27 protein-coding genes are annotated in these 24698 nt (G+C 68.7%); 19 read left to right on the plus strand and 8 right to left on the minus strand.

Annotation, left to right across the window (positions count from 1 at the left end; translation table 11 throughout):
• Positions 1–49 precede the first annotated feature (49 nt).
• Entirely contained in the window at positions 50–706 is a 657-nt protein-coding gene (locus ABZ909_RS09870) for a histidine phosphatase family protein (RefSeq protein WP_356997451.1), read from the minus strand.
• Between the two features lie 70 nt (positions 707–776).
• Here ABZ909_RS09870 and ABZ909_RS09875 point away from each other — a divergent pair, with 70 nt between their 5' ends.
• Entirely contained in the window at positions 777–1112 is a 336-nt protein-coding gene (locus ABZ909_RS09875) for a hypothetical protein (protein WP_356997452.1), read from the plus strand.
• A 24-nt stretch (positions 1113–1136) separates the two neighbouring features.
• On the opposite strand, the gene ABZ909_RS09880 is transcribed toward ABZ909_RS09875, so the two are convergent.
• Both ABZ909_RS09880 and ABZ909_RS09885 read right to left on the minus strand, forming a co-directional pair.
• Entirely contained in the window at positions 1137–2441 is a 1305-nt protein-coding gene (locus tag ABZ909_RS09880) for a HAMP domain-containing sensor histidine kinase (protein ID WP_356997453.1), read from the minus strand.
• Positions 2438–3106 (minus strand): response regulator transcription factor, encoded by a 669-nt coding sequence (locus tag ABZ909_RS09885; protein WP_356997454.1) that lies wholly within the window; start codon positions 3104–3106, stop codon positions 2438–2440. The genes ABZ909_RS09880 and ABZ909_RS09885 overlap by 4 nt, the downstream gene beginning before the upstream one ends.
• A 412-nt stretch (positions 3107–3518) precedes the next feature.
• On the opposite strand from ABZ909_RS09885, the gene ABZ909_RS09890 reads away from it, so the two are divergent.
• Positions 3519–4019 (plus strand): CBS domain-containing protein, encoded by a 501-nt coding sequence (locus tag ABZ909_RS09890; RefSeq protein WP_356997456.1) that lies wholly within the window; start codon positions 3519–3521, stop codon positions 4017–4019.
• A 116-nt stretch (positions 4020–4135) separates the two neighbouring features.
• Positions 4136–5098, plus strand: a complete 963-nt coding sequence (gene nrdF / locus ABZ909_RS09895; protein WP_040860108.1) for a class 1b ribonucleoside-diphosphate reductase subunit beta — start codon at positions 4136–4138, stop codon at positions 5096–5098.
• Positions 5099–5152: 54 nt separating this feature from the next.
• Here the strand turns inward: nrdF and ABZ909_RS09900 are convergent, their stop codons facing one another.
• Positions 5153–6277, minus strand: coding sequence for an ABC transporter substrate-binding protein (locus ABZ909_RS09900; protein ID WP_356997457.1), 1125 nt, complete (start codon positions 6275–6277; stop codon positions 5153–5155).
• 200 nt (positions 6278–6477) lie between these two features.
• On the opposite strand from ABZ909_RS09900, the gene ctaD reads away from it, so the two are divergent.
• The 11 genes from ctaD to ABZ909_RS09955 all read left to right on the plus strand — a co-directional run bounded on the left by ctaD (position 6478) and on the right by ABZ909_RS09955 (position 17877).
• The gene (ctaD, locus tag ABZ909_RS09905; protein WP_354835118.1) at positions 6478–8214 is read left to right on the plus strand and encodes a cytochrome c oxidase subunit I; all 1737 of its coding nucleotides are present in this window, start codon (positions 6478–6480) and stop codon (positions 8212–8214) included.
• Between the two features lie 259 nt (positions 8215–8473).
• A complete protein-coding gene (locus ABZ909_RS09910; protein WP_356997459.1) occupies positions 8474–9433 on the plus strand; it encodes a nitronate monooxygenase in 960 nt (319 codons plus the stop codon).
• Positions 9434–9555: 122 nt separating this feature from the next.
• Positions 9556–10785 carry a phosphoserine phosphatase SerB gene (gene serB, locus ABZ909_RS09915; protein ID WP_356997461.1) on the plus strand — a complete coding sequence of 410 codons (1230 nt, stop codon included), beginning with the start codon at positions 9556–9558 and terminating at the stop codon, positions 10783–10785.
• 161 nt (positions 10786–10946) lie between these two features.
• The gene (locus ABZ909_RS09920) at positions 10947–11423 is read left to right on the plus strand and encodes a protease inhibitor I42 family protein (RefSeq protein WP_356997462.1); all 477 of its coding nucleotides are present in this window, start codon (positions 10947–10949) and stop codon (positions 11421–11423) included.
• Positions 11424–11446: 23 nt separating this feature from the next.
• A complete protein-coding gene (locus ABZ909_RS09925; protein WP_356997463.1) occupies positions 11447–12190 on the plus strand; it encodes a peptidyl-tRNA hydrolase in 744 nt (247 codons plus the stop codon).
• A 370-nt stretch (positions 12191–12560) separates the two neighbouring features.
• Entirely contained in the window at positions 12561–13394 is an 834-nt protein-coding gene (locus ABZ909_RS09930) for an ABC transporter ATP-binding protein (RefSeq protein ID WP_356997465.1), read from the plus strand.
• Between the two features lie 107 nt (positions 13395–13501).
• Entirely contained in the window at positions 13502–13948 is a 447-nt protein-coding gene (locus ABZ909_RS09935) for a MoaF N-terminal domain-containing protein (RefSeq protein ID WP_356997466.1), read from the plus strand.
• Between the two features lie 69 nt (positions 13949–14017).
• Positions 14018–14848: an NUDIX hydrolase gene (locus tag ABZ909_RS09940; protein ID WP_356997901.1), complete on the plus strand. Its 831-nt coding sequence runs from the start codon at positions 14018–14020 to the stop codon at positions 14846–14848.
• Between the two features lie 54 nt (positions 14849–14902).
• On the plus strand, positions 14903–15670 hold the full coding sequence (locus tag ABZ909_RS09945; RefSeq protein ID WP_356997467.1) for an enoyl-CoA hydratase-related protein: 768 nt from the start codon (positions 14903–14905) through the stop codon (positions 15668–15670).
• A gap of 47 nt (positions 15671–15717) precedes the next feature.
• Positions 15718–16695 (plus strand): class I SAM-dependent methyltransferase, encoded by a 978-nt coding sequence (locus ABZ909_RS09950; protein WP_356997469.1) that lies wholly within the window; start codon positions 15718–15720, stop codon positions 16693–16695.
• An 18-nt stretch (positions 16696–16713) separates the two neighbouring features.
• Entirely contained in the window at positions 16714–17877 is a 1164-nt protein-coding gene (locus ABZ909_RS09955) for a class I SAM-dependent methyltransferase (RefSeq protein WP_356997471.1), read from the plus strand.
• Positions 17878–17958: 81 nt separating this feature from the next.
• Here ABZ909_RS09955 and ABZ909_RS09960 read toward each other — a convergent pair whose 3' ends face one another.
• Together ABZ909_RS09960 and ABZ909_RS09965 are read right to left on the minus strand one after the other, a co-directional pair.
• Positions 17959–18357, minus strand: a complete 399-nt coding sequence (locus tag ABZ909_RS09960; protein WP_356997473.1) for a PPOX class F420-dependent oxidoreductase — start codon at positions 18355–18357, stop codon at positions 17959–17961.
• An 11-nt stretch (positions 18358–18368) separates the two neighbouring features.
• Positions 18369–19394, minus strand: a complete 1026-nt coding sequence (locus ABZ909_RS09965) for an SMP-30/gluconolactonase/LRE family protein (protein ID WP_356997474.1) — start codon at positions 19392–19394, stop codon at positions 18369–18371.
• Positions 19395–19519: 125 nt separating this feature from the next.
• Between ABZ909_RS09965 and ABZ909_RS09970 the strand changes: the two genes are divergently transcribed.
• Complete coding sequence (locus tag ABZ909_RS09970) at positions 19520–19954, plus strand: MarR family transcriptional regulator (protein ID WP_356997902.1); 435 nt, start codon at positions 19520–19522, stop codon at positions 19952–19954.
• Positions 19955–19957: 3 nt separating this feature from the next.
• Here the strand turns inward: ABZ909_RS09970 and ABZ909_RS09975 are convergent, their stop codons facing one another.
• Positions 19958–20419 carry a MarR family winged helix-turn-helix transcriptional regulator gene (locus ABZ909_RS09975; RefSeq protein ID WP_356997476.1) on the minus strand — a complete coding sequence of 154 codons (462 nt, stop codon included), beginning with the start codon at positions 20417–20419 and terminating at the stop codon, positions 19958–19960.
• A 68-nt stretch (positions 20420–20487) separates the two neighbouring features.
• Here ABZ909_RS09975 and ABZ909_RS09980 point away from each other — a divergent pair, with 68 nt between their 5' ends.
• The gene (locus ABZ909_RS09980; RefSeq protein WP_356997478.1) at positions 20488–20922 is read left to right on the plus strand and encodes a hypothetical protein; all 435 of its coding nucleotides are present in this window, start codon (positions 20488–20490) and stop codon (positions 20920–20922) included.
• Positions 20923–21145: 223 nt separating this feature from the next.
• Here ABZ909_RS09980 and ABZ909_RS09985 read toward each other — a convergent pair whose 3' ends face one another.
• Positions 21146–22483: a PQQ-binding-like beta-propeller repeat protein gene (locus ABZ909_RS09985; RefSeq protein ID WP_356997479.1), complete on the minus strand. Its 1338-nt coding sequence runs from the start codon at positions 22481–22483 to the stop codon at positions 21146–21148.
• 140 nt (positions 22484–22623) lie between these two features.
• Between ABZ909_RS09985 and ABZ909_RS09990 the strand changes: the two genes are divergently transcribed.
• The 3 genes from ABZ909_RS09990 (at position 22624) to ABZ909_RS10000 (ending at position 24684) form a co-directional block, all read left to right on the plus strand.
• Entirely contained in the window at positions 22624–23370 is a 747-nt protein-coding gene (locus tag ABZ909_RS09990; RefSeq protein WP_356997480.1) for an acyltransferase, read from the plus strand.
• A 203-nt stretch (positions 23371–23573) separates the two neighbouring features.
• Entirely contained in the window at positions 23574–24113 is a 540-nt protein-coding gene (locus ABZ909_RS09995) for a DUF1697 domain-containing protein (protein WP_356997481.1), read from the plus strand.
• Positions 24114–24249: 136 nt separating this feature from the next.
• Positions 24250–24684, plus strand: a complete 435-nt coding sequence (locus ABZ909_RS10000) for a cupin (protein ID WP_356997482.1) — start codon at positions 24250–24252, stop codon at positions 24682–24684.
• Positions 24685–24698: the final 14 nt, after the last annotated feature.

Genomic DNA, 24698 nt, shown 5'->3' on the forward strand with positions numbered 1-24698 from the left:
CCTCGGAACGAAATCCTGTCAGCCCCGGTGGACATGCCAGAGACAGTGATCAGGCCAGGTGACTGGTGTCGTTGTAGGAGGTGAGCCGCATGCCGGAATCCGCACGCTCCCAACGGGTTATGGACGCATTGCGCACCTGGGCGCTGGTCTGTGCGCGGATCTCGGCCTCGTCCAGATCCCCGAAGATGTAGCGGGTCAGCACGATTGCGATGTCATGGGTGAAAACCAGGACGTGGCCGTGCATTTCGCGCAGCACCGCCCGCAGCCGGAGCGCGACGTCGGGCCAGGACTCGCCGCCCGGCGGGCGATGGTAGAAGCCGCCCGAGCGCTGCATCTCCCGGTATTCGTCCGGGTAGCGGCGCTGGATGCCGATTCTGGTGAGCCCGAACAGCACTCCGGGCTCCCGGTCCCGGATCCGCTCGTCGAAATGCACGGGCGGCGTCGACAGGAAAACCAGCGCGATGCGGGCGGTCTCGCGGGCGCGCAGGTACGGCGAGCAGAGCACCAGATCGAAGCCCGGATCGAACCCGGCCAGTCGTCTCCCGGCCGCCGCCGCCTGCGCCGCGCCCAGCTCGGTCAGCGGCACGTCGGCATCCCGTGTGCCCATGATGAATTCCTCCGCCCCGGTGTACGGCGCGGCGTTGACGGTGCTCTGGCCGTGCCGCACCATGGTCAGTGATTCCAGTCCCGCTCCCGTCGCGTCCACCCATATATCGTGCGCGCAACCATGGCTGTCCGCCCGGCGAAATGTTAAGTGTGGGCAATGACCACATTCGGTGACGCCCGGCCTGGTCTTCGGTTTCGCCACCGCGGTGCCGCTGATCCTGGCGTCGGGTGGCCTGTTCACGCTGGCCAGTAGTGTCGTCTCCGACGCCATCCACGCCTATCTGCCGGAGTCCTTCCCGACCAGCGTGCGCGGTACCGCGTCGGGCACCACCTATTCACTGTCCAAGCTGAGCACGGCCGTGCAGCCGTTCCTGCTGCTGCCGCTGCTGGACCGCCGCGGGCCGGGCGCGGTATTCACGATCATCACCGTGGCCCTGGTGATCATGGTCGTGCTCATCGGCCGCTGGGGTCCGATCAGCGGCCGCAAGTCGCTCGACGCGGAGTGAATTCCGGCCGCGCACCGGGTTTCGCTACCGGTGCGCGGCGACCGGACTGCCCTCCGTGATGTCGGCGGGCGGCAGCCACAGCGTGGCGATGGTGCCGCCGCCGACCGCGGGCTCGATGGAGGCATTGCCGCCGTGCGCCTGCGCCACCCAGGCGACCAGCGCCAGCCCGATGCCATTGCGCCCGCTGCGCCCGGCCGCGCCGCGATTGAACGGGCTGGCCGACATGACCGGATCGACGCCAGGGCCGTGGTCGCGAATGCTGACCCGGCCCTCGGCCACATGCACCTCGACCGGCGCGGCCCGGTTCACCGCGCCGTGGGTCAGCCCGTTCTCCAGCATGTTCCGGATCGCCAGGCTCAGCAGCTGCGGATCGCCCACCACGACGCTCGGGTGCGCGGTCACCACGATCCGCTCGTCGGCGGCCTCCTCGGCCACCGTCTCGGCCAGCTGGTCCAGCCGCAGCAGGGTGCGCTCGGGTTCGGCGATGCCGGACTGCATGCGGGCACGGGCCAGCAGCCCGGTCACCAGGCGCGCCATCCGATCCGCGAGCCGGCGCGCCTCGGCCAGCGTCTGCTGCACCTCCTCGGGTTTGGGCCGGGATTCGGTGAGCAGCTTCAATGTGGTGAGCGGCGTACGCAATTCGTGCGCGGCATCGCCCAGGAACTGCTCGTGCTCGTCCAGCATGCGCAACGCCTGCCGCTGGCTGCGCCCCGACAGTAGGAAGGTGGCCGCGGCCGACAGCAGGACCAGCAGGCCACCGCCGCCGATCAACTCCCACACCAGGATTCGATGCGCCCCGGCATCGGCCATGGACTCGGTCCCGGCCAGGATGACCACGATGCTGTCCCAGTCGTTCCAGAACACCGGGGCGCCCGCCACCGTCACCGACCGGCCGGTAATGTCGGTGCTCGCGAACCGGCTGCCCTGATAGAGCAGACCGTCGGCGTGATCCTCGGTCTGCGTTGCGAGCGTGGAGATCTGGCTGTCGTCGGGCATGAGCGACCGTTGAAAGGTGTGCGCCTGCTTCCACGGCTCGCCGGGTTTGCGCACCGCCACCACGACCGCCGTCGAACCCTTGGCCAGCTCGTCGTCGATGACGGTGGACAGGTCCAGCACCTGCTTGTCGTCGTGCTGAATGGCCCGGGCCAGCCCGCCCGCCACCTGGTCGGCCTGATCCTGCGCCCGGGTCTGGCGCGCGTGCGCGTCGATGGAGGCGGCCACGAAGCCGAACACCAGCACGGCCATCGCGGTGATCACGGTGACCAGCGCGGTCATGATCCAGCGGGCCCGTTTCAGCCGGGCCACGGCGGGGGAGCGGTGCGCGCTCACGAGATCCCGCCGCCGATGAGGAATCCCGTACCCCGCACGGTCTCGATTACGCTCGGCTCCCCGAGCTTGCGGCGCAGCTTCGCCACCACCGCGTCCACCACATTCGAGGCGGGCTCTGCCATTTCGTCCCAGCAGCATTCGATGAGATCGGTGCGGGTCACCACGCTGCCGCGCCGGGTCGCCATGAGCTCGAGCACCGCGAACTCCTTGGGGGTGAGCATCAGCATGATGCCGGCGCGGGTGACCCGGCGGCGCATCAGGTCGATATCGATGTCCGCCACCGCGATTCGCGAGGCGGTCGGCTGTTCGCGGCGGCGGCACAGCGCCCGCACCCGCATCACCAGCTCCGGCAGCGCGAAGGGTTTGGTCAGGTAGTCGTCGGCGCCGTGCTCGAAACCGGCCAGCCGATCGTCGAGCCCGTCGCGGCCGGTGAGCATGAGCGCGGGCACCGTGTGCCCGGCGCTGCGCGCCCCGGCGATCAGGTCCAGGCCGTCGCCGTCGGGCAGGCCGCGATCCACCACCAGGCAGTCGTAGCGATTGATGGCGATCTTGAAATCCGCGTCGGCGATGCTCTGGGCGAGGTCCACCGCGAACCCGGCCGAGCGCAACCCATCGGTCACCTCACGGCAGAGCTGGTGATCGTCCTCTAGCACCAAAACACGCACAGAGGCAGAGAGTAGGGCATCCCGGACGCGCGCCCAACGGTTGCGGCGACCGGATCGGCGAAAAATGATCGGAAAATGATCCGATGGCAAACCGGCTCGCTACCACCGGCTTCCGACCCTCTCACGAAACCGCCCGCCGGGTCGAGGGTGTGATTCGCTGTGCGACAACGTCGACCGCCGCCACCTCACCCCGCCGTGGAGTGGCTGGACAACCGCCCGCCGCACCGCATTGCCGACCGGCCGGCCCGCATGGACGCGGTGACCGCCACCTGCTCGGCTACCCGGATGGGTCGGTCGGGTTCCATATGACGCCGGAAGTCGTTGCGCTGCCGCGGAATCTGCCCGCCACCGAGGCGCCGCAGACCGTCCGGACCAGGGCGGCACCGCCGAGACCGTCTATACGCTGCCGGTCGTGGACGCGGGCCGCCGCCTGATCGGCGTGGTCGAGCTGCGCGATCCGGTGTTCGACTCAGCGGACGCCATGATCGCGGATCTGGTTGCGGCCGAACCCGTCTCGGTGCGCACCGCCGACTCGGCGGGCCGGGCGGCCCCGCTCATGCGGGGCGCCAAGCTGATCAACCTGCCGGTGGTGGACAGCGAGGACCGTCTGGTGGACCTGCTCACCACCGCCGGAACCACGCCGCTGCCGGCCGAGAAACTGCGCATCGACCCGGCCGTCGTCTCCGCGCCCATGGTGAACCGCGCCGGTGGACGCCGTCGGGCGGTCATCTACTTCACGACCGCGAAAGTGGTGCCGGGATCTGACGCGGGTGCTCGGCATCTGATCGGCAAACCTGGGGCGGGTTCGGGCACGCCGACCCCGGGTCGCTGTGACGGATTGCATCGCTGTAATTTTCTGCAGTCGGTGGCGTGCTTGCCCATCCCCTTTTCGCATTCTCGCAGGACAGTGTGAGGACACGTGAAGACACAACTTCTTGTGCTGCACGGGGATGTCACCTACCAGTAGTAGTGTTCAGGGTAAGGGAATTCCGCAGGGTCCGGAGAGCTGAGAAGGGTGTGTGAGCGGGCGTGAAACTGATCGATCGGGTGACGGCGATCAACTGGAACCGCGTGCAGGACGAGAAGGATGCCGAGGTCTGGGATCGGCTCACCGGCAACTTCTGGTTGCCGGAAAAGGTCCCGGTCTCCAACGACATCCCGTCGTGGAACACGTTGACCGCCAATGAGAAGCAACTCACCATGCGGGTCTTCACCGGCCTCACCCTGCTCGACACCATCCAGGGCACGGTCGGCGCGGTCAGCCTCATCCCGGATGCGCTGACCCCGCACGAGGAGGCGGTGCTCACCAATATCGCCTTCATGGAGTCGGTGCACGCCAAGAGCTACAGCTCCATCTTCTCCACGCTGTGCTCCACACGCGAGATCGACGAGGCCTTCCGCTGGTCCGAGGAGAACCGGAACCTGCAGCGCAAGGCCGAGATCGTACTGGACTACTACAACGGCGAGGATCCGCTCAAGCGCAAGGTCGCCTCCACCCTGCTGGAGTCGTTCCTCTTCTACTCCGGCTTCTACCTGCCCATGCACTGGTCCTCGCGGGCCAAGCTCACCAACACCGCCGACATGATCCGCCTGATCATTCGCGACGAGGCCGTGCACGGCTATTACATCGGCTACAAGTACCAGAAGGGCCTCGAACTGGTCTCCGAGGCCGAGCGCGAGGAGCTCAAGGCCTACACCTTCGAGCTGCTGTTCGAGCTGTACGAGAACGAGGTCGAGTACACCCAGGACCTCTACGACGAGGTCGGCCTCACCGAGGACGTCAAGAAGTTCCTGCGCTACAACGCCAACAAGGCGCTGATGAACCTCGGCTACGAGGGCCTGTTCCCCAAGGACGAGTGCGACGTGAACCCGGCCATCCTGTCGGCCCTCTCACCCAACGCCGACGAGAACCACGACTTCTTCTCCGGCTCCGGCTCCAGCTACGTCATCGGCAAGGCCGTCAACACCGAGGACGAGGACTGGGAGTTCTAGCCCGCGTCCCCGGGCCTTCAGCTGTGCGCTGAAGGCCCGGGGAGGCGGCGGAGCTCAGTCCGTGACGTATCCATTGAGGTTATTGCGGACGTCGTCGAGCAGGGCCCGGGCGGCGGTGATGCCGCTGCCGTGCCAGATGGTGTCGTCGACGGCGAACTCGCGGCGATCGCTCACGGCGGCGAGCTGTTTCCAGTTGTCGCCCTTCATGATCGACTCGCCGTAGTCGAGGCCGTCCTTGCCGTCGAACATGAGGAAGATGAGGTCGCCCTCGATCCGGTTGCGGTCGTCCTGGGAGCTCAAACTCGTCACGTCGAAGGAGTCCCCGCGCTGCGGCTGCGGCCGCTGCACGCCGGCGTCGCCCAGCACCTGCGCGGCGAAGCTGTTGCCACCCTGCACCTGAATGACATTGGGCTCGAAGCGGATCACCGACGCCTGGGTGAGGGCGGCATTGGCGGCGACGCCCGCGTCCTTGGCGGCCGTGCGGTAGTCGTCGAGCGCTCGGGCCCCGGCGGTCTTGCGGTCCATCGCCTCCGCGAAACCGGTGAAGGTGGCCTGCCAGCCGTTCTCCTCACCGACCAGCACCGTCGGGGCGATGCCCTTCAGTGCGTCGTAGCGCGAGCTGTCGGCGGCCGGGCCGATGATCAGATCGGGCTTCAGCTCCGCGATCTTCGCCGGATCCGGGTTGCCCACCGGGCCGACCGAAGGAATATCGACGACGCCGGTGCCCAGATAGGCGGGCTGCGGTGCGGGACCGGCGAGCGTGGTCGCGCCGACCACGCGCTCCCACAGCCCCAGCGCGCAGGTGGCGTCCAAGGCGGACGTGGAGAGCACCACGATGCGCTTGGGGTCGGCCGGCACCTCCGAGGTGCCCGAGGCATGGGCGACGGTCTTGGTGCCCGAGGCCGAGTCCGGGCTGGACGGCAGCGGGCAGGCCTTGGAGGTGTCGCGCTCGACCCCGACCACGCCGGCGCCCGCGATATTCGTGGTGGTGCGCACGATCGAGGCGGAGTTGTCATCGGTCTTGCCGCACCCCGCGACCAGGCCCACCGTCAGCAGCGTGGCCGCCGAGACCAATCCCACACTGCGCAAATGCGGCAAAGATCGCCAATGGGGAGCGACCAAGGGGGAGAAGGTGGAGGCGAACGTGTTTCGGGTGGAAGCGGACTCGCGCACCGGCATGCGGGGCAGCCTACAGCCGTGCCCGGCGACTCCAAATTACGACACCGGCGCCGCCGAAATACGACACAGAGTAGGACCCGGAGCGAGCGCTGTCGGAACACCGTTTACGATCTGTCACAGCGCAAGCCACCGTCGTTCGTCATGTGCCGAACCGGACGCCGGAAGCAGCGTACGAACGATGGCATACCTGTGGAGGTTTCGTGACTGCCGTAGAACCGCGGCCGGCCAGCCTTGTGGAGGCGGCTCGGCCCTATCCTCAAAGGACGGGTCCGAAGGGATCGTTCATCTACAAGATGGTCACCACGACGGACCCGAAGGTTCTCGGCGTCATGTACCTGGTGACGGCCATGTCCTTCTTCATGGTCGGCGGCATCATGGCGCTGCTCATGCGCGCCGAGCTGGCCCGCCCGGGCATGCAGTTCCTGTCGCCGGAGCAGTTCAACCAGCTGTTCACCATGCACGGCACGATCATGCTGCTCTTCTACGCGACCGCGATCGTGTTCGGCTTCGCCAACATCATCCTGCCGCTGCAGATCGGCGCCCCTGACGTCGCCTTCCCGCGTCTGAACGCGTTCAGCTACTGGCTGTACCTGTTCGGCGGCACCATGGCGACCGCCGGCTTCATCACCCCCGGTGGCGCGGCCGACTTCGGCTGGACCGCCTACGCCCCGCTGTCGGACATCGTCCACTCCCCGGGCGTCGGTGGCGACCTGTGGATTCTGGGTCTGGCCGTCTCCGGTCTGGGCACCATCCTCGGTGGCGTCAACATGCTCACCACCGTGGTCTGCCTGCGCTGCCCGGGTATGACCATGTTCCGGATGCCGATCTTCACCTGGAACATCGCCGTCACCTCGGTGCTGGTGCTGCTGGCCTTCCCGCTGCTCACCGCGGCCCTGTTCGGCCTGGCCTACGACCGCCACCTGGGCGGCCACATCTACGACCCGGCCAACGGCGGCGTGCTGCTCTACCAGCACCTGTTCTGGTACTTCGGCCACCCCGAGGTGTACATCATCGCGCTGCCGTTCTTCGGCATCGTGTCGGAGATCTTCCCGGTCTTCAGCCGTAAGCCGATCTTCGGTTACACCACGCTGGTCTACGCGACGCTGGGTATCGCGGCGCTGTCCATCGCGGTGTGGGCGCACCACATGTACGCCACGGGTGCGGTGCTGCTGCCGTACTTCTCGTTCATGACGTTCCTCATCGCGGTCCCGACCGGTGTGAAGTTCTTCAACTGGATCGGCACCATGTGGCGCGGTCAGCTCACCTTCGAGACCCCGATGCTCTGGTCGGTCGGCTTCCTGGTGACCTTCCTCTTCGGTGGTCTGTCGGGTGTCATCCTGGCCTCGCCGCCGCTGGACTTCCACGTGTCCGACACCTACTTCGTGGTCGCGCACTTCCACTACGTGCTCTTCGGCACCATCGTGTTCGCCACCTTCGCGGGCATCTACTTCTGGTTCCCGAAGATGACCGGCCGCATGATGGACGAGCGCCTGGGCAAGTGGCACTTCTGGGCCACCTTCGTCGGCTTCCACACCACGTTCCTGGTGCAGCACTGGCTGGGCAACATGGGTATGCCGCGCCGCTACGCCGACTACCTGCCCTCCGACGGCTTCACCACCCTGAACACCATCTCCACGATCGGTGCCTTCATCCTGGGTTCGTCGATGCTGCCGTTCATCTGGAACGTCTTCAAGTCCTACCGCTACGGCGAGGTCGTGACCGTGGACGACCCGTGGGGCTACGGCAACTCCCTGGAGTGGGCGACCTCCTGCCCGCCGCCACGGCACAACTTCTACGAGCTGCCGCGCATCCGCTCCGAGCGTCCCGCGTTCGAGCTGCACTACCCGCACATGGTCGAGCGCATGCGCGCCGAGGCCCATGTCGGCTGGGGCTCCAAGTCCCACACCGTCAAGGAGCTGGAGAAGGTTTCCAGCTAGAGGCTCGACACCTGAATACGAACGCGGCACCCGTCCTACGACGGGTGCCGCGTTGTTCGTGGGGTGGTTTTCGTCAGACGCGAGCACTATGCAACAGTTGTCATGTGCATGAGTCAGTGGCTCGGCGGCGGCCGGGGACCAGCGCGACCGCGTGGCGTGACGTCGGGCATCTGTCCGACTTCGCCGTGACCCCGGCGGATGCTGTTCATCGCGGCCCTCGCCGATGTGCTGCTATTGGCTGATGGAGGATCCGGGAGCGATGTCGGAAACGGGACTGTCCACCGAGTGGTCGCGCGCGCTGGGGCTGCGGCTGCCGGTCGTGAACGCGCCGATGGGCGGGGTGGCGGGCGGCAGGCTGGCGGCGGCGGTCGCGGCGGCCGGTGGCCTGGGCATGATCGGGATGGGGAGTGCGGGATCGGTGGAGGCCCTCGAACGGGAACTGCCGCACGTCGCCGACGCTCCCGGTCCCGTCGGGATCGGTCTGGTGGACTGGGTGGTGGCCGCCCGTCCCGGGCTGTTCGAGCTCGCTCTCTCGGCCGCCCCCGCGCTGCTGTCGGTGAGCTTCGGGTCCGACCTGTCGTGGGCCGGGCGGGCCCATGCCGCCGGAATCCGCACGGCGACACAGGTTTACACCGTCGACGATGCCCGGCGTGCGCGCGATGCCGGCATCGATGTCCTGGTGGCACGCGGTCTGGAGGGCGGCGGGCACGGCGCTCCCGAGCTGGCGACCCTGCCGCTGCTGGAGGCCGTCCTCGACGCGGTGCCGGGTCCGGTGCTGGCCGCCGGTGGGATCGGGTCGGCGCGCGGGGTCGCCGCGATGCTGGCGGCCGGGGCCTCGGGAGTGTGGCTGGGGACCGCCCTGGCCGCCTGCGCCGAATCGCTGCTGTCGGCGGGTGGCCGGCGGGCCCTGCTCGCTGCCGAGGACACCGACACCATCGTGACGCGGACCTTCGATGTCGGCATGGAACTGCCTTGGCCGCAGCGGTTTCCGGCCCGGGTGCTGCGCAACGACTTCACCGCGCGCTGGCACGACCACCTCGGCGAACTGGCCGGTGACACTGCCGCGCGGTCCGAGCTGAGGGCCGCCAATGCCGCCGACGACCCGAGTATCGCCCCGATCGACGCGGGCCAGGGTGTCGGCCTGGTCACCGCGGTGCGCCCGGTCGCCGACGTGCTGATCGAAATGTGTTCGGGCGCCGCACGCCTGCTCGGTCGCTGACTTCGGGCGGCGTGATACCCGCCACCGTCGGCGGCGGTCGGCGCTGTCCCGTTCGCGCCGACCTGACAGAATGAGCTGCCGCCGCATGTCGGGCGGGAAGTCGCATGGAACGGAGTTATCGATTGAGCGCGTCTGACACGACGGTTCTGGTCACGGTCACCGGACCCGACAAGCCGGGCGTCACATCGGTACTTCTGGCCGCCCTGGCCAATAGGGCGGTGAGCCTGCTGGATGTGGAGCAGGTCGTGATTCGCGGCCGGCTCACCCTGGGCGTGCTGGTGTCGTGTCCCACCGATCCCGAAGCGCTGCAGGATCAGCTCGAGGACGCCATGGCCTCCATCGGCATGGATGTCGATGTGGAGATCGGGGCGAGCGCCGTCTCGGGCGCGAAGCTGTCCACCCACGCGGTCGTGGTGCTGGGTTCGCCGGTCACCGCGCGCGCTTTCAGTGCCATCGCGCGCAAGCTGGCCGCGCAGCGGGTGAACATCGACTCCATTCGTGGCATCGCCGACTATCCGGTCACCGGCCTGGAACTCATGGTCACCGTCCCTACCGCCGACGCGGACGCCGAGACCGAGCTGCGCACCACGCTGGCCGCGGTCGCCGCCAAGGAGAGCGTGGATGTCGCCGTCGAGAAGGCGGGCCTGGCGCGACGGGCCAAGCGGCTCATCGTGTTCGACGTGGACTCCACCCTCATCCAGGGCGAGGTCATCGAGATGCTGGCCGCGCACGCCGGTGTCGAGGAGGAGGTCCGCAAGGTCACCGAGGCGGCCATGCGCGGCGAGATCGACTTCTCCGAATCCCTGCGGCAGCGGGTGGCGACCCTGGCCGGGCTGGACGCCTCGGTCATCGACGAGGTCGCCGAGCGGATCGAGCTCACCCCCGGCGCCCGCACCACCATTCGCACCCTGCGCCGCCTGGGTTTCCGCTGCGGCGTGGTGTCCGGCGGTTTCCGTCAGGTCATCGAGCCGCTGGCACACGAGCTGGAACTGGACTTCGTGCAGGCCAACACCCTCGAGATCCGCGACGGCAAGCTGACCGGCGCGGTGGTCGGGGAGATCGTGGACCGGGAGGCGAAAGCCGTTGCGCTGCGCCGATTCGCGGCCGAGACCGGGGTGGCCATGGACCAGACCGTCGCGGTCGGCGACGGCGCCAATGACATCGACATGCTCAATGCCGCCGGGCTGGGGATCGCGTTCAACGCCAAGCCCGCGCTGCGTGAGGTCGCCGACGCGGCGCTGTCGCACCCGTTCCTGGACGCGGTGCTGTTCATCCTGGGCGTCACCCGCGACGAGGTCGAGGCGGCCGATGCCCGCGACGGCGGTATCCGCCGGGTGCCGCTGCCTCGCTGAGGCATGTGGTTCCTGCCTCGCTGAGGCATGTGGTTCCTGCCTCGCTGAGGCGTGTGGCCCTGCCTCGCTGGGCAGGCAACGCGTCCAATTCGGTTGCGGCACTCGCGGCTACGCTCTCGGTACCGTGGTCGGGGAGTCCGGCCATGATCGAAGGAGAGTCCGTGCGTGTGCGAATGCCGCTGGCAGTGGTGATGGCCGGGCTGGCGCTGGCCGGCTGCGGCACCTCGGCCGATCCGAACGAGACGAAGCCGGTGTCGGCCACCAGCGTCGCGGTCACCACCGCGGTGCAGGCGACCCCGTCCGCGCACGCGGCGGTGCAGGTCGGCGCGGACTCCGACGGCAAGGATGTGAGCCTCGCGGTCGGTCAGGGCCTGATCATCACCCTCGAGGCCAACCCGACCACCGGGTACGCCTGGGAGCTGGGCGGCCTGGACCAGAACGTGGTGAAGCAGAACGGCTCGCCGGAATACGAACAGGACCCGAAACCGTCCGGCACGGTCGGGGTCGGCGGTAGATCGGTGGCGAATTTCGTGGCGGTCGCGGCGGGTTCGACCCGATTGAGCCTGCAATACAAGCGAGCCTGGGAACAGGGTGTGGAGCCCGCCAAGAGCTTCACCCTGAACCTGACGGTTCATTAGCGAACAGTTGTGTAGGAGTGGTTGTGTCGAGCGTCGGATCCACCATCGATGCCGGTTTCGTGGCCAGGCACGCGGAATTGGCGCGGGGATACGGCGGCGGGGGCGATCCGGCGGACCCGGCGCTCGTGCAGGCCATGCAGATGGTGCTGCACATTCCGAAGAACGATCCGCCGGCGCGCAGCGCACTTCTGGCAGCCGCTGCCTCGGCGGTGGTGGCGCTGTGCCTCGACGAGCGGGTCGGGCCCGATGGGGAGTGGGAGGAGCGTTATCTGACCTGGAAACGCTCGCGTATTCGCAAGGTGGCGCGGCGGGCGCGCGGGGCGCAGTGGCTGGCGGCGCAGGAAGTCGACGGTGTCACAGTCGAATTCGCGGGTGCGCAGGCGCGGGCGCTGGTGCCGGGACCGGTCGGCGAGGTGGATCCGCGCATCCGGCGTCTGCAGATCAGCGGCACCGAGCTGCCGGTGGCGGAGGAGATCGCAATCGATCCGGAAAGTCCGGTGCTATGGGTGAACGCGGAACTGGGTATGACTGTAGGTAAGGCCGCGGCACAGGTAGGGCATGCCAGCATGTTGCTGGCAGGCGCTCTGCCGGTGCAGCGGGCGTATGCGTGGGCCGCACAGGGATTCCGGTGCACCGTCGCGGAGGCCGATCCGGGCCGCTGGGCGGAATTGCAGCGGCGGGTGGCCGAGGGCAGCGCGGTGGCGGTGCGCGATGCCGGTTTCACCGAGGTGGCACCGGGGTCGACGACCGTGATCGCGGTGGCGTAGTGCGAATGTCGCACTAGCGAAACCGGATGGTCGGCGCACTGACCCATATGGGCAGCGCATATCGACTTCCCCGGACGGGTCGGCAAGGATCGATTCACGTTTCCTCGAAAGGAAACCACCGAAATGACAACACTGCTGGTTGTTCTCATCGTGTGGGCGGCGCTCTCGGTCCCGGCGGCACTCGTTCTGGCGCGCATGTTCCGGTCCACGCGGGCGGACGCGCGGGACCGCGGGTTGGCGGGCCCGGAGCGCGAACCATCGGAATTCGACGGCGGCGCACACGAAATCGCTTATCGACATCGCAATTCCGGAGAGGACACGCACCGAGTTTTCCCACCGCGTTGACGATCGTCCAGGGCGGTGGGCCAAGATGGACCCCGTGCCGCAACCGGATCCAGATCTGCTCATCGATTTCAGCGACGTCACCGTCCGACGTTCCGGACATACCCTGGTCGGTCCGGTCACCTGGCAGGTGGAATTGGACGAACGCTGGGTCGTGCTCGGCCCCAACGGCGCCGGCAAGACCTCGCTGCTGCGCATGGCCGCCGCCGAGATGCACCCCACCTCCGGGGTCGCCAACCTGCTCGGCGAGACCCTGGGCCGGGTCGACATCAACGAGCTACGCCCGCGCATCGGCCTGTCCTCGGCCGCCATCGCCAGCCGGGTGCCACTCGACGAGACGGTCGCCGACCTGGTGGTCTCGGCCGGCTACGCGGTGATGGGCCGCTGGCGGGAGAGCTACGACGACATGGACACCGATCGGGCCGTCGACATTCTGGAAAGCCTGGGCGCGGAACACCTTTCCGATCGCACCTACGGGACGCTGTCGGAGGGGGAGCGCAAGCGGGTGCTCATCGCCCGCGCGCTCATGACCGATCCGGAACTGCTGTTGCTCGACGAACCGGCCGCCGGGCTGGATCTGGGCGGGCGTGAGGAGCTGGTCGAACGGCTCGGCGATCTGGCCGCCGATCCGGACGCGCCCGCCACCGTGCTGGTCACCCACCATGTGGAGGAGATTCCGCCGGGCTTCACCCACGGCATGCTCCTCAATGAGGGCAGTGTGGTCGCGCAGGGTCTGCTCACCGATGTGCTGACCTCCGAGAACCTGAGTGACGCTTTCCGTCAGTCGATTCAGCTGGACCGCATCGAGGGGCGCTACTTCGCGCGCCGCAGTCAGCGCTTCGGACGGCACCGCAACCGCTGAAAGCCGCCTCCCGCAACCTGTCTCGCGAACCGCGGCGCGCTGCCATTGCGTCCACCGCCATCACAGGGCAAACTATCCGCAACTGCCGCGGATGGAGGGAGCTGGCTGTGGGCCGGAGTATCGGCGCCATCACGATTCTGGCCATCGCGGTCGTCGCCACCGGCTGCGTGGCCGATCCACCGGCCGCCCAGCGGGTTTCGAATTCGCATGCGGCGGAAACCCTCGGCAGGGCCACGGTCCCGTCGGACCTGGACGGTAGGACGGTGCAGCTCAGCTATGACAGCGGCTCGGGCGGCACCATCGTCTTCTCGGCGGACGGGCGCACCCTGACCTACACCACCGCCGACACCGGACGTGGGTCGAGCACGCCGGTCGCGGTCGCATCCATCGAGGCTGGCATCTTCCTGGTTACCTGGACCGACGACACGGGCGCGGTGGTCAGCCAGGTGCAGGACTATCGGACCGGCAAGGTGGAGGGCACCTGGACCCGGCGCGATGGCGCCGGTCGGGCCGTCATCGAAACCCGCACCGGATCAGTCCATTCGACGGACTGACCGGCGAACCCGCAGCCGTGGTATCGCTTAGCCGAGGCAACGGTTATGGTGCGAAAGGTGAGCGAAGCAATGGCCCAGTCCGAATCCCAGCCCGCGGCTGCGCCCGTCAAAGACGCGTCCACGGTCATGCTGGTGCGCGACGGTGCGCACGGGCCCGAGGTGTTCCTGCAGCGTCGAGTGGGCGGCATGGCCTTCGCGGCCGGCATGACCGTCTTCCCCGGCGGCGGCGTCGACCCCTCCGACGCGTCCATCGCACTGGACTGGGCCGGACCCGAACCCGCCTGGTGGGCCGAGCGATTCGGCATCGACACCGGCCGCGCCCAGGCGCTGGTCTGCGCGGCGGTGCGCGAGACCTTCGAGGAGTGCGGGGTGCTGCTGGCGGGACCGACCGCCGATAGCGTCGTCAGCGACACCGCGGTCTACGCCGAAGCGCGCGGGCAGCTGGAACGCCGCGAACTGTCCTTCGCCGAATTCCTCACCCGCGAGAACCTGGTGCTGCGCGCCGACCTGCTGCGCCCGTGGGACAACTGGATCACCCCGGTGATCGAGCCGCGCCGCTACGACACCCGCTTCTTCGTCGCGGTGCTGCCCGAGGGCCAGCTCGCGGACGGCGCCACCTCCGAGGCCGAGGTGGTCGCGTGGTGCACTCCCGCCGAGGCCATCGACCGCTGGCGCGAGGGTGTGGACGTGCTGCTGCCGCCCACCTGGACCCAGCTCGCGGTGCTGAACGAATTCGCCTCCACCGCCGAGATTCTCGCGGCCACCCGGGACATCACCCCGATCATGCCGGTGTACGACCCGTCGGGCGGCGGCCCCGCGCTGGCGTTCCCGCACGCCGACCGCTACTTCGCCGAGCTGCCCGACAATTCGCGCATCCGTGGTTCGCAGCGACCCGAGTAGCGCCCGCCCGGGCGGGGCGTCCCCGTGCCCGGGCCCGAAGTAGGGTGATCGGCTGTGGCCGAATTCGTGACCGTGGACCGGGGTGTGGCGGAGCATGTCGCCGTGCTCCGCGTCGCACGCCCGCCGATGAATCTGATCGATCTCCAGGTGGCGCTGGAGGTGGCGGCGGCGGCCGAGGAGATCGCGGCCGACGCGTCGATCGCGGCCGTGGTGGTCTACGGCGACGAGCGGGTGTTCTCCGCCGGTGACGAACTGGCCGAACTGGCCCGGCTCACCCCCGAGCAGGCGCAGGCCATGGCCGCCGATTTCCAGTCGGCGCTGAGCTGCCTGGCCCGGCTGCCGCAGCCGACCGTGGCCGCCATCAGCGGATACGCCCTCGGCGCGGGGCTGGAGCTGGCCCTGGCCGCCGACCGCCGCATCATCGGCGACAATGTGAAACTGGGCCTGCCGCAGATCAAGGCCGGGCTGATCCCGCTGGCCGGTATCCGCCGGTTGAGCCTGCTGATCGGTCCTTCGCACGCCAAGGATCTGGTGTACAGCGGCCGGTTCGTGGATCCGGAGGAGGCCGCGGCGCTCGGCCTGGTCGACGAGGTGGTCGCGCCCGACGAGGTGTTCGCCGCCGCCCTGCGGTGGGCCAAGCAGTTCACCGATGGTCCGCGCACGGCCCTGGCCGCCGCCAAGCGGGTGTTCGAGGCGGGCACGCACGGCCACGATCGGGCGCGTCGTGAGTGGGCCGATCTGTTCGGCACCGAAGATCAGCAGCTTGGAACACGTTCTTATTTGGTCGACGGTCCGGATGCGGCCCGGTTCACCGGGCGTTGAGCAGCCCGATAACACCGTTCACCGGGGTATTCATTAGGCTGCCCGGCATGACAGTTGGTCCTGAAGACCCCGCGCCGAACCCGCACGCCACCGAGGCGGAGGTCCAGGCCGCGTATAGCGACAACAAGCTCGCCCAGGTCCTGTATCACGACTGGGAAGCCGAGACCTACGACGACAAGTGGTCCATCTCCTACGACGAACGCTGCATCGAGTACGCCCGCGGCCGCTTCGACGCCGTCGCCCCGAGCGCCGAGCTGCCCTACGACCGGGCCCTCGAACTCGGCTGCGGCACCGGCTTCTTCCTGCTGAACCTGATGCAGGCGGGCGTCGCCAAGCGCGGTTCGGTCACCGATCTGTCCCCGGGCATGGTCAAGGTCGCCACCCGCAACGGCCAGAACCTGGGCCTGGACGTGGACGGCCGGGTCGCCGACGCCGAGACCATCCCCTACGAGGACGACACCTTCGACCTCGTAGTGGGCCACGCCGTGTTGCACCACATCCCGGATGTAGAGCTGGCGCTCAAGGAGTGCCTGCGGGTGCTGAAGCCGGGCGGCCGGTTCGTGTTCGCGGGTGAGCCGACCACCATCGGCAACCTCTACGCCCGCAAGCTGGGCCAGGTCACCTGGAAGATCACCACCGAGATCACCAAGCTGCCGTTCCTCAGCGACTGGCGTCGGCCGCAGGAGGAGCTCGACGAGTCCTCCCGCGCCGCTGCCCTCGAGGCCGTCGTCGACCTGCACACCTTCGACCCGTCCGACCTGGAGCGCATGGCCCGCAGCGCCGGCGCCGTCGAGGTCCAGGCCAAGACCGAGGAATTCGCCGCCGCCCTGTGGGGCTGGCCGGTGCGCACCTTCGAGGCCGCCGTCCCCGACGAGAAGCTGACCTGGCGCTACCGCATGGCCCAGTACAAGGCGTGGCTGGCGTTCTCGGCCCTCGACGAGAAGGTGCTGCGCCACGTGGTGCCCCGCCAGTTCTTCTACAACGCCATGATCACCGGCGTGAAGCCCGGCGCCTCCGCCAAGTAGGCCGGTCCACGAATCCCCGTGGGCTACGCCTTCTCTCGCGCTGACATCGCCTACCTCGCCAGTCCGGCCGGCGCGGCCGCCCTGGCCGAGGTGGGCGATTTCGCGCTCACCCCCGCCTCGCTCCTGAAGGACCTGGAGCGCCTCCGCCGCGACCACGGCGACCACGCCCCCGTTCTCGTGGAAACGGTTCGCCTGCGCCGCCGCGCCGCCGCCAAACTCGGGGGCGCGGGCGAGTGGCTCTTCACCGACGACGCCCTCCAGCAGGCCACCCCGTCACCCGTGGCCCGCCGTCGCGCCCAACGCCTCGCGGGCCGCACCGTCCACGACGTCACCTGCTCCATCGGCGCCGAACTCGCCGCCCTCGCCGATGTCTGTCCCGCGGTCATCGGCAGCGACCTCGACGACGTCCGCCTGGCCATGGCGGCACACAATCTCGCTGCGCGACGAAACGTGTTGCTGGTCAAGGCGGATGCGCTGATGCCGTGCAGTACCGCTGAGGTCGTGATCGCGGATCCGGCGCGGCGGTCGGATGGGCGGCGGACGCATGATCCGGCGAAGCTACAGCCGCCGCTGCCGGATCTGCTGGCGGCGTATACCGGGCGGGAGCTGGCCGTGAAGTGTGCTCCCGGACTGGATTTCGACAAGCTCGGATGGGCTGGGGAGATCGAGGTCGTCTCGCTCGACGGGGCGGTTCGGGAAGCCTGCCTGTGGTCACCGGGCTTGGCGGAGCCCGGCGTCACCCGCCGGGCCGCCGTGCTGTCGTCCGCAGGGGAGCCGTGGACGCTCACCGATGCCGATCCGGACGACATCCCCGAGCGCGAGCCCGGGGAGTGGATCGTCGATCCGGACGGTGCGGTGGTACGCGCCGGTCTGGTCCGCCACTACGCCGCGAAACATGGTCTGTGGCAGCTCGATCCGCGCATCGCCTACCTGACCGGCGACAAGGTTCCCGAAGGCATGCGGGGGTTCCGAATCCTCGAGCGTATGGAATTCCGGGAGAAGCCCCTGCGCGCCGAACTACACCGCCGTGACTGTGGCCCCCTGGAGATTCTCACCCGCGGCGTCGACATCGACCCGGACGCCCTTCGCGGCCGCATCAAACCCCGCGGCTCCCAGCCACATACCCTCGTCGTCACTCGAATCGGCCGTCAGGCAACTGTTTTCCTCTGCGCCACCCCGTAGGGCCGTATCCGCCGCCCGCGCGCTGCGCCGAAGCTGCCCTCGGATGGCTGAAAGCCGTTGGCGATCAGCGGCTTCGGGAGATCAACCCTGGTAGGTGGTGCGGGTCGGCCGCATGACGAGGATGACGCGGTCGGCGTGGTCACCGACTGGCTTCTGATAGTCGAGGCCGTAGCGCTGGGCGAGGACGTCGAAGAACTCGCCCTCGGGGTCGGCGTCGATGCGCTCGATGACGCCGCGCACCTCGAGGTAGCGGTAGGGAGCCTCGGGATCGTTGATGCTCACCGCCACGTGCGGGTCGCGAGACGTATTGCGGTGCTTGGCGCGCGTGGTGGTCGTGGTGAAGCGCAGGAACTCACCGTCCCAGATCTGCCAGATCGGGGTGACCTGCGGGGTGCCGTCCGGATTCAGGGTGGCCAGGTGCGCGAAAAGCGGGCGGGTCAGCAGGTCGGTGTACTTGTCGGGGATGACGGGGTGGGTCACGGTGTGCTCCTTCAGAGTTGGGAGATCTCGACGATGCGGAAGCCGGCGGGGACGCCGTCGCCGTAGGGGCCGTTCTTGTCGAACTGGGAGACCGTGACCAGCGCGTGGCCGCCGGTGTGCACGATCGAGGTGGGGATGTCGAGCGCGGGGTCGGTGACCCGGTGCTGCAGTTCGGCTTTCGCGCCGTCGTCGGTGAGCCGCCAGCGGGACACGGCGTTCCCCTTGTTGTGTACGACCCACAGGGTGTCGCCGCGCAGTTCCAAGCCGTCGCCGTCGAGCGCGTCGCCGCCGGTGCGGGCGACCGGGTGCGCGGTCGGCTGCGGTCCGGTCGAAACCCGGTAGAGGTCGCCGTTGGTCATGTCGACCACGATCAGATACCGGCCCGCGTCGTCGGCCGCAATGCCGTTGAGGGTCATGGGATTCCGTGCGGCCGGGTCCTTGGCCGCGCCGAGGTCGAGGTATACCCGCAGTTCGCCGCCGTGCCCGCCGTGCGCGAGCGCGTCGGCGAGCTGGTCCGGTCCGATGCGGTAGACCACGTTCCGCACGCTGTCGGTGACATAGACGCTGCCGTCGGGGGTGATGGCCAGATCGTTGACGAACGGCTGCCCGGCGGCCGGGACGTCGAAGCGGGCGAGCAGGGCGCGAGTTCCGGTGTCGTACACCGTGATTCCCGCGGTGTGGTCGATCACCCAGAGCCGCCCGGCGGCATCGACCTTCACGCCGTTCGCGGTCCGGCGTCCGTCCGCGCCCGCGGCCAGAAAGGTCTCGGCCGCGGTCGTGCCCGGCGTGGCCCGGTAGATCGCGCCGGTGAGGAACGAGCTCGCGTACACGTCGCCGGTGCGCGGATCGACGGTGATGCTCTCCGGATACGCGCGCTCGGGCAGGTCGTACGCGGTGGTGATGCGGTCGGGCACTGAGGCGTTGTGGTCGGGCGCGGCGGCCGGCGTCGCCGCGTCGCCGGTGCTGCACGCCGCCGACACCAGCAGCAGCGCCGCCGTCACCGCGGGCGCGGCCCAGCGGCGAATCGGGTGGGACATAGATCGTGCCTTTCGATCCCGGTGGATAGAGATGACATCTGAGTGCGAGAGCGAAGATAGATTAGAACTCTAATGATCGTCAAGGCTCGAACAACTGCATGAGCTATCATGCCGGGGTGACGTCGATGCCGGTCGAAGAACGCCTGGGGACCTTCATCAAGCGCGCCGAGCAGGCGCTGATGGGTGCGAAGAACGCCGCCCTCAAACCCGCGGGCGTGACGATTCCGCAGTACGCGGCCCTCTACGTGCTGAGTGAGAACCCGGGCATTTCGGCGGCCGAGCTGGCCCGGCGCTGCGGCGTCACGCCGCCCACCATGAACACGGTGCTCACCAATCTGCGCGAGCGCGGCCTCATCGAGCGCACTCCGCACGCCTGGCACCGCAATGTGCTCGAGACCCGGCTCACCGAGGAGGGCCGCACCGTCATGCACGCCGCCGACAAGCGGGCGGTCCCGGTCGAGCGCGCGCTGGCCGCGGAGTTCACCGATGCCGAGCGGGAGGCACTTATGTCCCTGCTGGAGCGGGCGGCCACCCTGCTGGATTCGGTGCGGCCGGACTGATCCCTAACGGTCGCTGATCGCGCTGAAGTCGGTGACGAATCTGGTGAGCAGCCGGGCGAATTCGGTGCGGTCGCGCTCGCCCCAGGCCGCGGTCGCCTCGGCGAAGACGGCCTGGCGGTTGGCGTGGGCGCGGTGCAGTGCGGTCTGCGCGGCGGGCGTGAGGTGCAGGTGGATGCGCCGCGCATCGTGCTGGTCGGCGCGGCGTTCCAGCAGGCCCTCGGTGACCGCGCGCGCCACCAGGCGGCTGGCGCGCGGCTGATCCACGCCCAGCGCGGTCGCGATGTCGGTGACGGTGGCCTCCCCGTCGCGTGCCTCCACCGCGTCGAGCACACCGAAGACGGTCGGATCGACGGCCGGTCCGCCCCCGCGGGCCGCGAATCTATTGAGCGCGCGCCGGGTCTGGCTGCGCCGGATGGCCACCATGGCGCGCTCGATGGCGGCGATCGCGGGGTCGTTGTCCTTCACCCTTGCCATCGTACAATCACTTGCTAAAGTACATGTATATGTAATGTGACAACTGTTTGGAGGCGGTCATGACCGACACCCCGAAGCCGATCGGCTACTGGTTCAAGCACATCGACGAGACCCTCGAAGACAATTTCGCCACCCTGCTCGCGACCGAGGGCCTGCGGCGTCGCCACTGGCAGATCATGCATACCCTCGCCGGCGGCGCACTCGACGCGGCCGGGCTCGATGTCGCCCTCTCGCCGTTCCTGAACACCCAGGACCCCACGGCCGCACCATATGTCGGCACACTGCTCGACCGCGGCTGGGTCGTTCTCGATGCCGTGGGTACCTACGCCCTCACCCCCGAGGGCGTCGGCGCGCACGCGAAACTGCTGGAGCGCATCAGGATTCAACGCACGGCGGCCACCGAGGGCCTCAGCGACGACGACTACCGCACGCTGCTCGATCTGCTGCAGCGCGTCTCGGCGAACGTCGACGCGTTCGCGCTGACCTTGCGGTAGCCGACGCCCGTCACGGGCCCGGCGGCACCCCTTCGACCCGGGGCGTGGCGCACCTTCCGCACTGTCACCCCCGCGTAGGCCGTCGGCCTGCTGATGGTGAGCATGGCTTCAGACTGCCTCGGGCGATCTTCCGGCGGTAGGTGACCATCGCGGATCCATAGGCCACGACCAGGATTCCGACGCACAGGCCAACGCTGTCCGGGCCGTCGAGCCGGACGCGGTGTTACTTCTCGGGTTTGAACACGAACAGCTCGCCGATGCGGGTGGTCACCACGACCTCGCCCTGATCGCCCACGGCGGTGGCCACGGTCGTGCCCTCCGCGCCGGGCAGCTCGTTCGACTGCACCGTGGCGCCGGTCTTCGTGTCGAAGGTCACCAGCGTCAGCTTGTCGCCGATCGGTGCGACCGTGTACCCGGTCCCGCCCGCCGTCTGCACCGGCCGCCCGCGCAGCTCCAGATCCTTGCGCTCCCAGGCGATCTCGGCGCTGCCACCCTTGTCGCGCAGCGCGACCAGATGCCCCTCGTCGCCGGCGGGCACCAGCAGCCCGTCGGATACCGAGATGCCGCCGCGCGCCGGGAAACCGAGATCCTGCACCCATTTGGTGTGCCCGGTGGCGGCGTCCACGGCCATCAGCCGGTTGGTGTTGTCGCCGACGTACACCGTGGACCCGTCGGACGACAGCGCCGGGCTGGTGGCGCTGCCCTGCTGGAGCACCTGCGCGGTCCAGTCGACGTGAACGTCCTTGCCGCCGTAGGTGAGCGCGATCAGTGCGGCCGCTTTGTCGCCCGGCTTCCACACCGTCGCGTAGAACCGCCCCGACTTCTGGTCTACCGCCGACACATTCGCGATCGGGCACTGCGGCCCGCCGGTCGCGCAGTCCTCCAGGCCCTGCCCGTCCGGCGGCCGGCTCAGCGACGGGTTGGCCAGGAAGTCGGGCTCGCCGAGCAGCTGGAAGGTGGACACCTGCCGATCGCCGGTCTGCCGGCTGAGCACGTCCACCTGTCCGGACTGGGTCACCGACAAGACATTTCCGTCGCCGGTGAACTGCACCGACACCGGTGTCCCGGCAGCCGGGGTCCGCCAGCGCGGCTGCCCGAGATTGTTGAAGGAGTTCACCGCGCCGTCGTCGCCGACGTACACATTGCCGGTGCCGTCCACCGCGGAGCCGCCGTCGACGGCGCTGGGGCCCATGGGATTGCAGAACCGCTTGCGGCCGGTCGGCATCTGGAACGCGAGAATATTGCAGGCATTGGCGCGGGTCGTGACGTACAGCTGCCCGTCGCCGCCGATGGTCACCGGCTGCGCGACCGGACCGCCCACGGGCCGAGACCAATTCAGCGCCAGCTTCCGCGACCCGGTGACCGGACTCGACCCGCTGTTGTGCGCGTCGCGGAAGGCCAGCGGCCACCCCTTGCCCGGGCCTACTCCGATGTCGTCGACCTTGGTGCTGCCGAACGTGCACGCGGTCAGCGTGAACAGCCCGGCGCCCGCCACTGCCAGCACCTTCGCCCCGGTGCGGGTGCGTCGTTCACGTCCGGTCCGCCGCCTGCCGTTTCGCACCTGCTGGTGTCCCTTCTGCCAGTACGGAAGTCTGTCGTTTCCTCGCCGGGCCGCTACAGCCGGAGCACAGCCTACTTTCACGCCCTGTGAGGGGGGCGGATACCCTCGTTGAAACGACCGGTGAACACAGGGAGTAGTTCGTGACGAGCATGTGGGGCGCACCGCTGCGCTCGCGTTGGCGGGGGTCGCGCCGCCGTGACCCGGAGCAGGCGCGTTTCCTCACCCCTGCGTCCCTCAAGTGGGTTCTCGCCAATCGCGCCTACACGCCCTGGTATCTGGTGCGCTACTACCGGCTCTTCAAGTTCAAGATGGCCAATCCGCACGTGGTGTTGCGCGGCATGGTCTTCCTGGGCCGCAATGTCGAAATCCACGCCACCCCGGAACTGGGCCGGCTGGAGATCGGCCGCTGGGTGCACATCGGCGACGGCAATGCCATTCGCTGCCACGAGGGTTCGCTGCGCATCGGCGACAAGGTGGTGTTCGGCAAGGACAATGTCGTCAACACCTACCTCGATATCGAGATCGGCGAATCCACCCTGGTCGCCGACTGGTGCTACATCTGCGACTTCGACCATGTCACCGACGACATCAACCTGCCCATCAAGGACCAGGGCATCGTGAAGTCCCCGGTGCGCATCGGCCCCGATACCTGGATCGCCGCCAAGGTCACCGTTCTCCGCTCCACCCGGGTCGGCCGCGGCTGCGTGCTCGGTGCCCACGCCGTGGTCAAGGGCGACATCCCCGACTACTCCATCGCCGTCGGCGCCCCCGCCAAGGTGGTCAAGAACCGCAAGGACGCCTGGGACTCCGCCGCCGAGAAGCGCGCCGCCCACCTGGCCGCCCTTGCCGACATCGAGCGCAAGAAGAGCGGCGTCTCCGCTTCCTGACAGATCACCGCACGGAGGCGGGCCGACAGATCACCGCACGGAGGCCGGGCCGACAGATCACCGCACGGAGGCCAGGCCGACAGATCACCGCACGGAGGCCAGGCCGACAGATCACCGCACGGAGGCCAGGCCGACAGATCACCGCACGGAGGCCGGGCCGTGATGCCCGGCCTTTGTCACGCCCGCCCGGTACCTTCAGGCGCATGCACCGCTACGCCGCCTTCCTGCGCGGGATCATGCCCACCAACCCCAATATGCGCAGTGAGAAACTGCGCGGCGTCTTCGAAGGCCTCGGCTTCGAGAAGGTGAGCACCCTGCTCTCCAGCGGCAATGTCGTCTTCCGGTCCGCCGACTCCGATGTCCCCGCTCTGGAAGCCAAGATCCAGCAGGCCCTCAACTCCGAGCTGGGCATCCCCGGCGGCACCCTGATCCGCACCCACGCCCAGCTTCAGGACCTCATCGACTCCGACCCCTTCGCCGGCCTCACGCACGGCCGCGAGACCTACCTGACGGTCACCTTCGTCCGCGACACCCCGAAGTCCCTCCCCGAATTCCCCCGGGACGAATCCACGGTCCGCCTCGTCCGCTTCGACAAGCCCTGCCGCGCCCTGCTCTCGGTCATCGACAACACCGACCCCAGCACCACGGGTTTCATGGCCGTCGTCGAGAAGGCCTACGGCAAGGACATCACCACCCGCACCTTCCTGACGATCCAGAAGACTCTCAAAAAGATGGCCGCCTAACGCATTTCGCTGTGTCGGCCCGGCCCGAACCACGGCCGCCGGGTTGGCGGTCACGTTCAGGACGGTGCTCCCGGACCCGGTGAGCAGGTTCGCGCGTCGGCCTACGGGCCGTCGTGCGGTGCGATACCGTGGGCCGGTGACTCTCGGATTTCGAGCTGTGCTGACCGGTGTGGCGTCTGTGGCGCTGGTGGGATCGCTCGCCGCGAATGCTCATGCGACGCCGTCCACTGGCATCAGTGCGGTGATCCTCTCGCAGACCACCATCGGCGGTATGGACTACATTCTGCGCGAAATCACCGTGGCGCCAGGCGGTTCCACCGGGTGGCATTACCACGATGGAACGCTGTACGCGCTGGTGCGGCAGGGGGAGCTGAGCCATTACGGGTCGGACTGCGCGGTGGATCAGACCGGCGGGCCGGGCACGGCGCTCGTGGAGCGGGCCGGGGCGGGGAATGTGCATCTCGAGCGGAATTTGGGCACCGAGCCACAGGTTCTCGATGTGCTGTATGTCCTGCCCGCGGGCAGTTCGCTGTCCGAGGATGCGCCGAATCCGGGCTGTCCGTTCGACTGACCGCCTGCCGGGAA

The sequence above is a fragment of the Nocardia sp. NPDC046763 genome (assembly GCF_040645495.1).
Classification (GTDB): domain Bacteria; phylum Actinomycetota; class Actinomycetes; order Mycobacteriales; family Mycobacteriaceae; genus Nocardia.

Excerpts from the sequence above, each read along its gene's own strand:
- ABZ909_RS09980 (WP_356997478.1), top strand. The coding sequence starts at position 20,488 with ATGACCGACACCCCGAAGCCGATCGGCTACTGGTTCAAGCACATCGAC.
- ABZ909_RS09970 (WP_356997902.1), top strand. The coding sequence starts at position 19,520 with ATGCCGGTCGAAGAACGCCTGGGGACCTTCATCAAGCGCGCCGAGCAG.
- ABZ909_RS09900 (WP_356997457.1), bottom strand. The coding sequence starts at position 6,277 with ATGCCGGTGCGCGAGTCCGCTTCCACCCGAAACACGTTCGCCTCCACC.
- ABZ909_RS09930 (WP_356997465.1), top strand. The coding sequence starts at position 12,561 with ATGGACCCCGTGCCGCAACCGGATCCAGATCTGCTCATCGATTTCAGC.
- ABZ909_RS09940 (WP_356997901.1), top strand. The coding sequence starts at position 14,018 with ATGGCCCAGTCCGAATCCCAGCCCGCGGCTGCGCCCGTCAAAGACGCG.
- ABZ909_RS09950 (WP_356997469.1), top strand. The coding sequence starts at position 15,718 with ATGACAGTTGGTCCTGAAGACCCCGCGCCGAACCCGCACGCCACCGAG.
- ABZ909_RS09910 (WP_356997459.1), top strand. The coding sequence starts at position 8,474 with ATGTCGGAAACGGGACTGTCCACCGAGTGGTCGCGCGCGCTGGGGCTG.
- ABZ909_RS09965 (WP_356997474.1), bottom strand. The coding sequence starts at position 19,394 with ATGTCCCACCCGATTCGCCGCTGGGCCGCGCCCGCGGTGACGGCGGCG.
- ABZ909_RS09995 (WP_356997481.1), top strand. The coding sequence starts at position 23,574 with ATGCACCGCTACGCCGCCTTCCTGCGCGGGATCATGCCCACCAACCCC.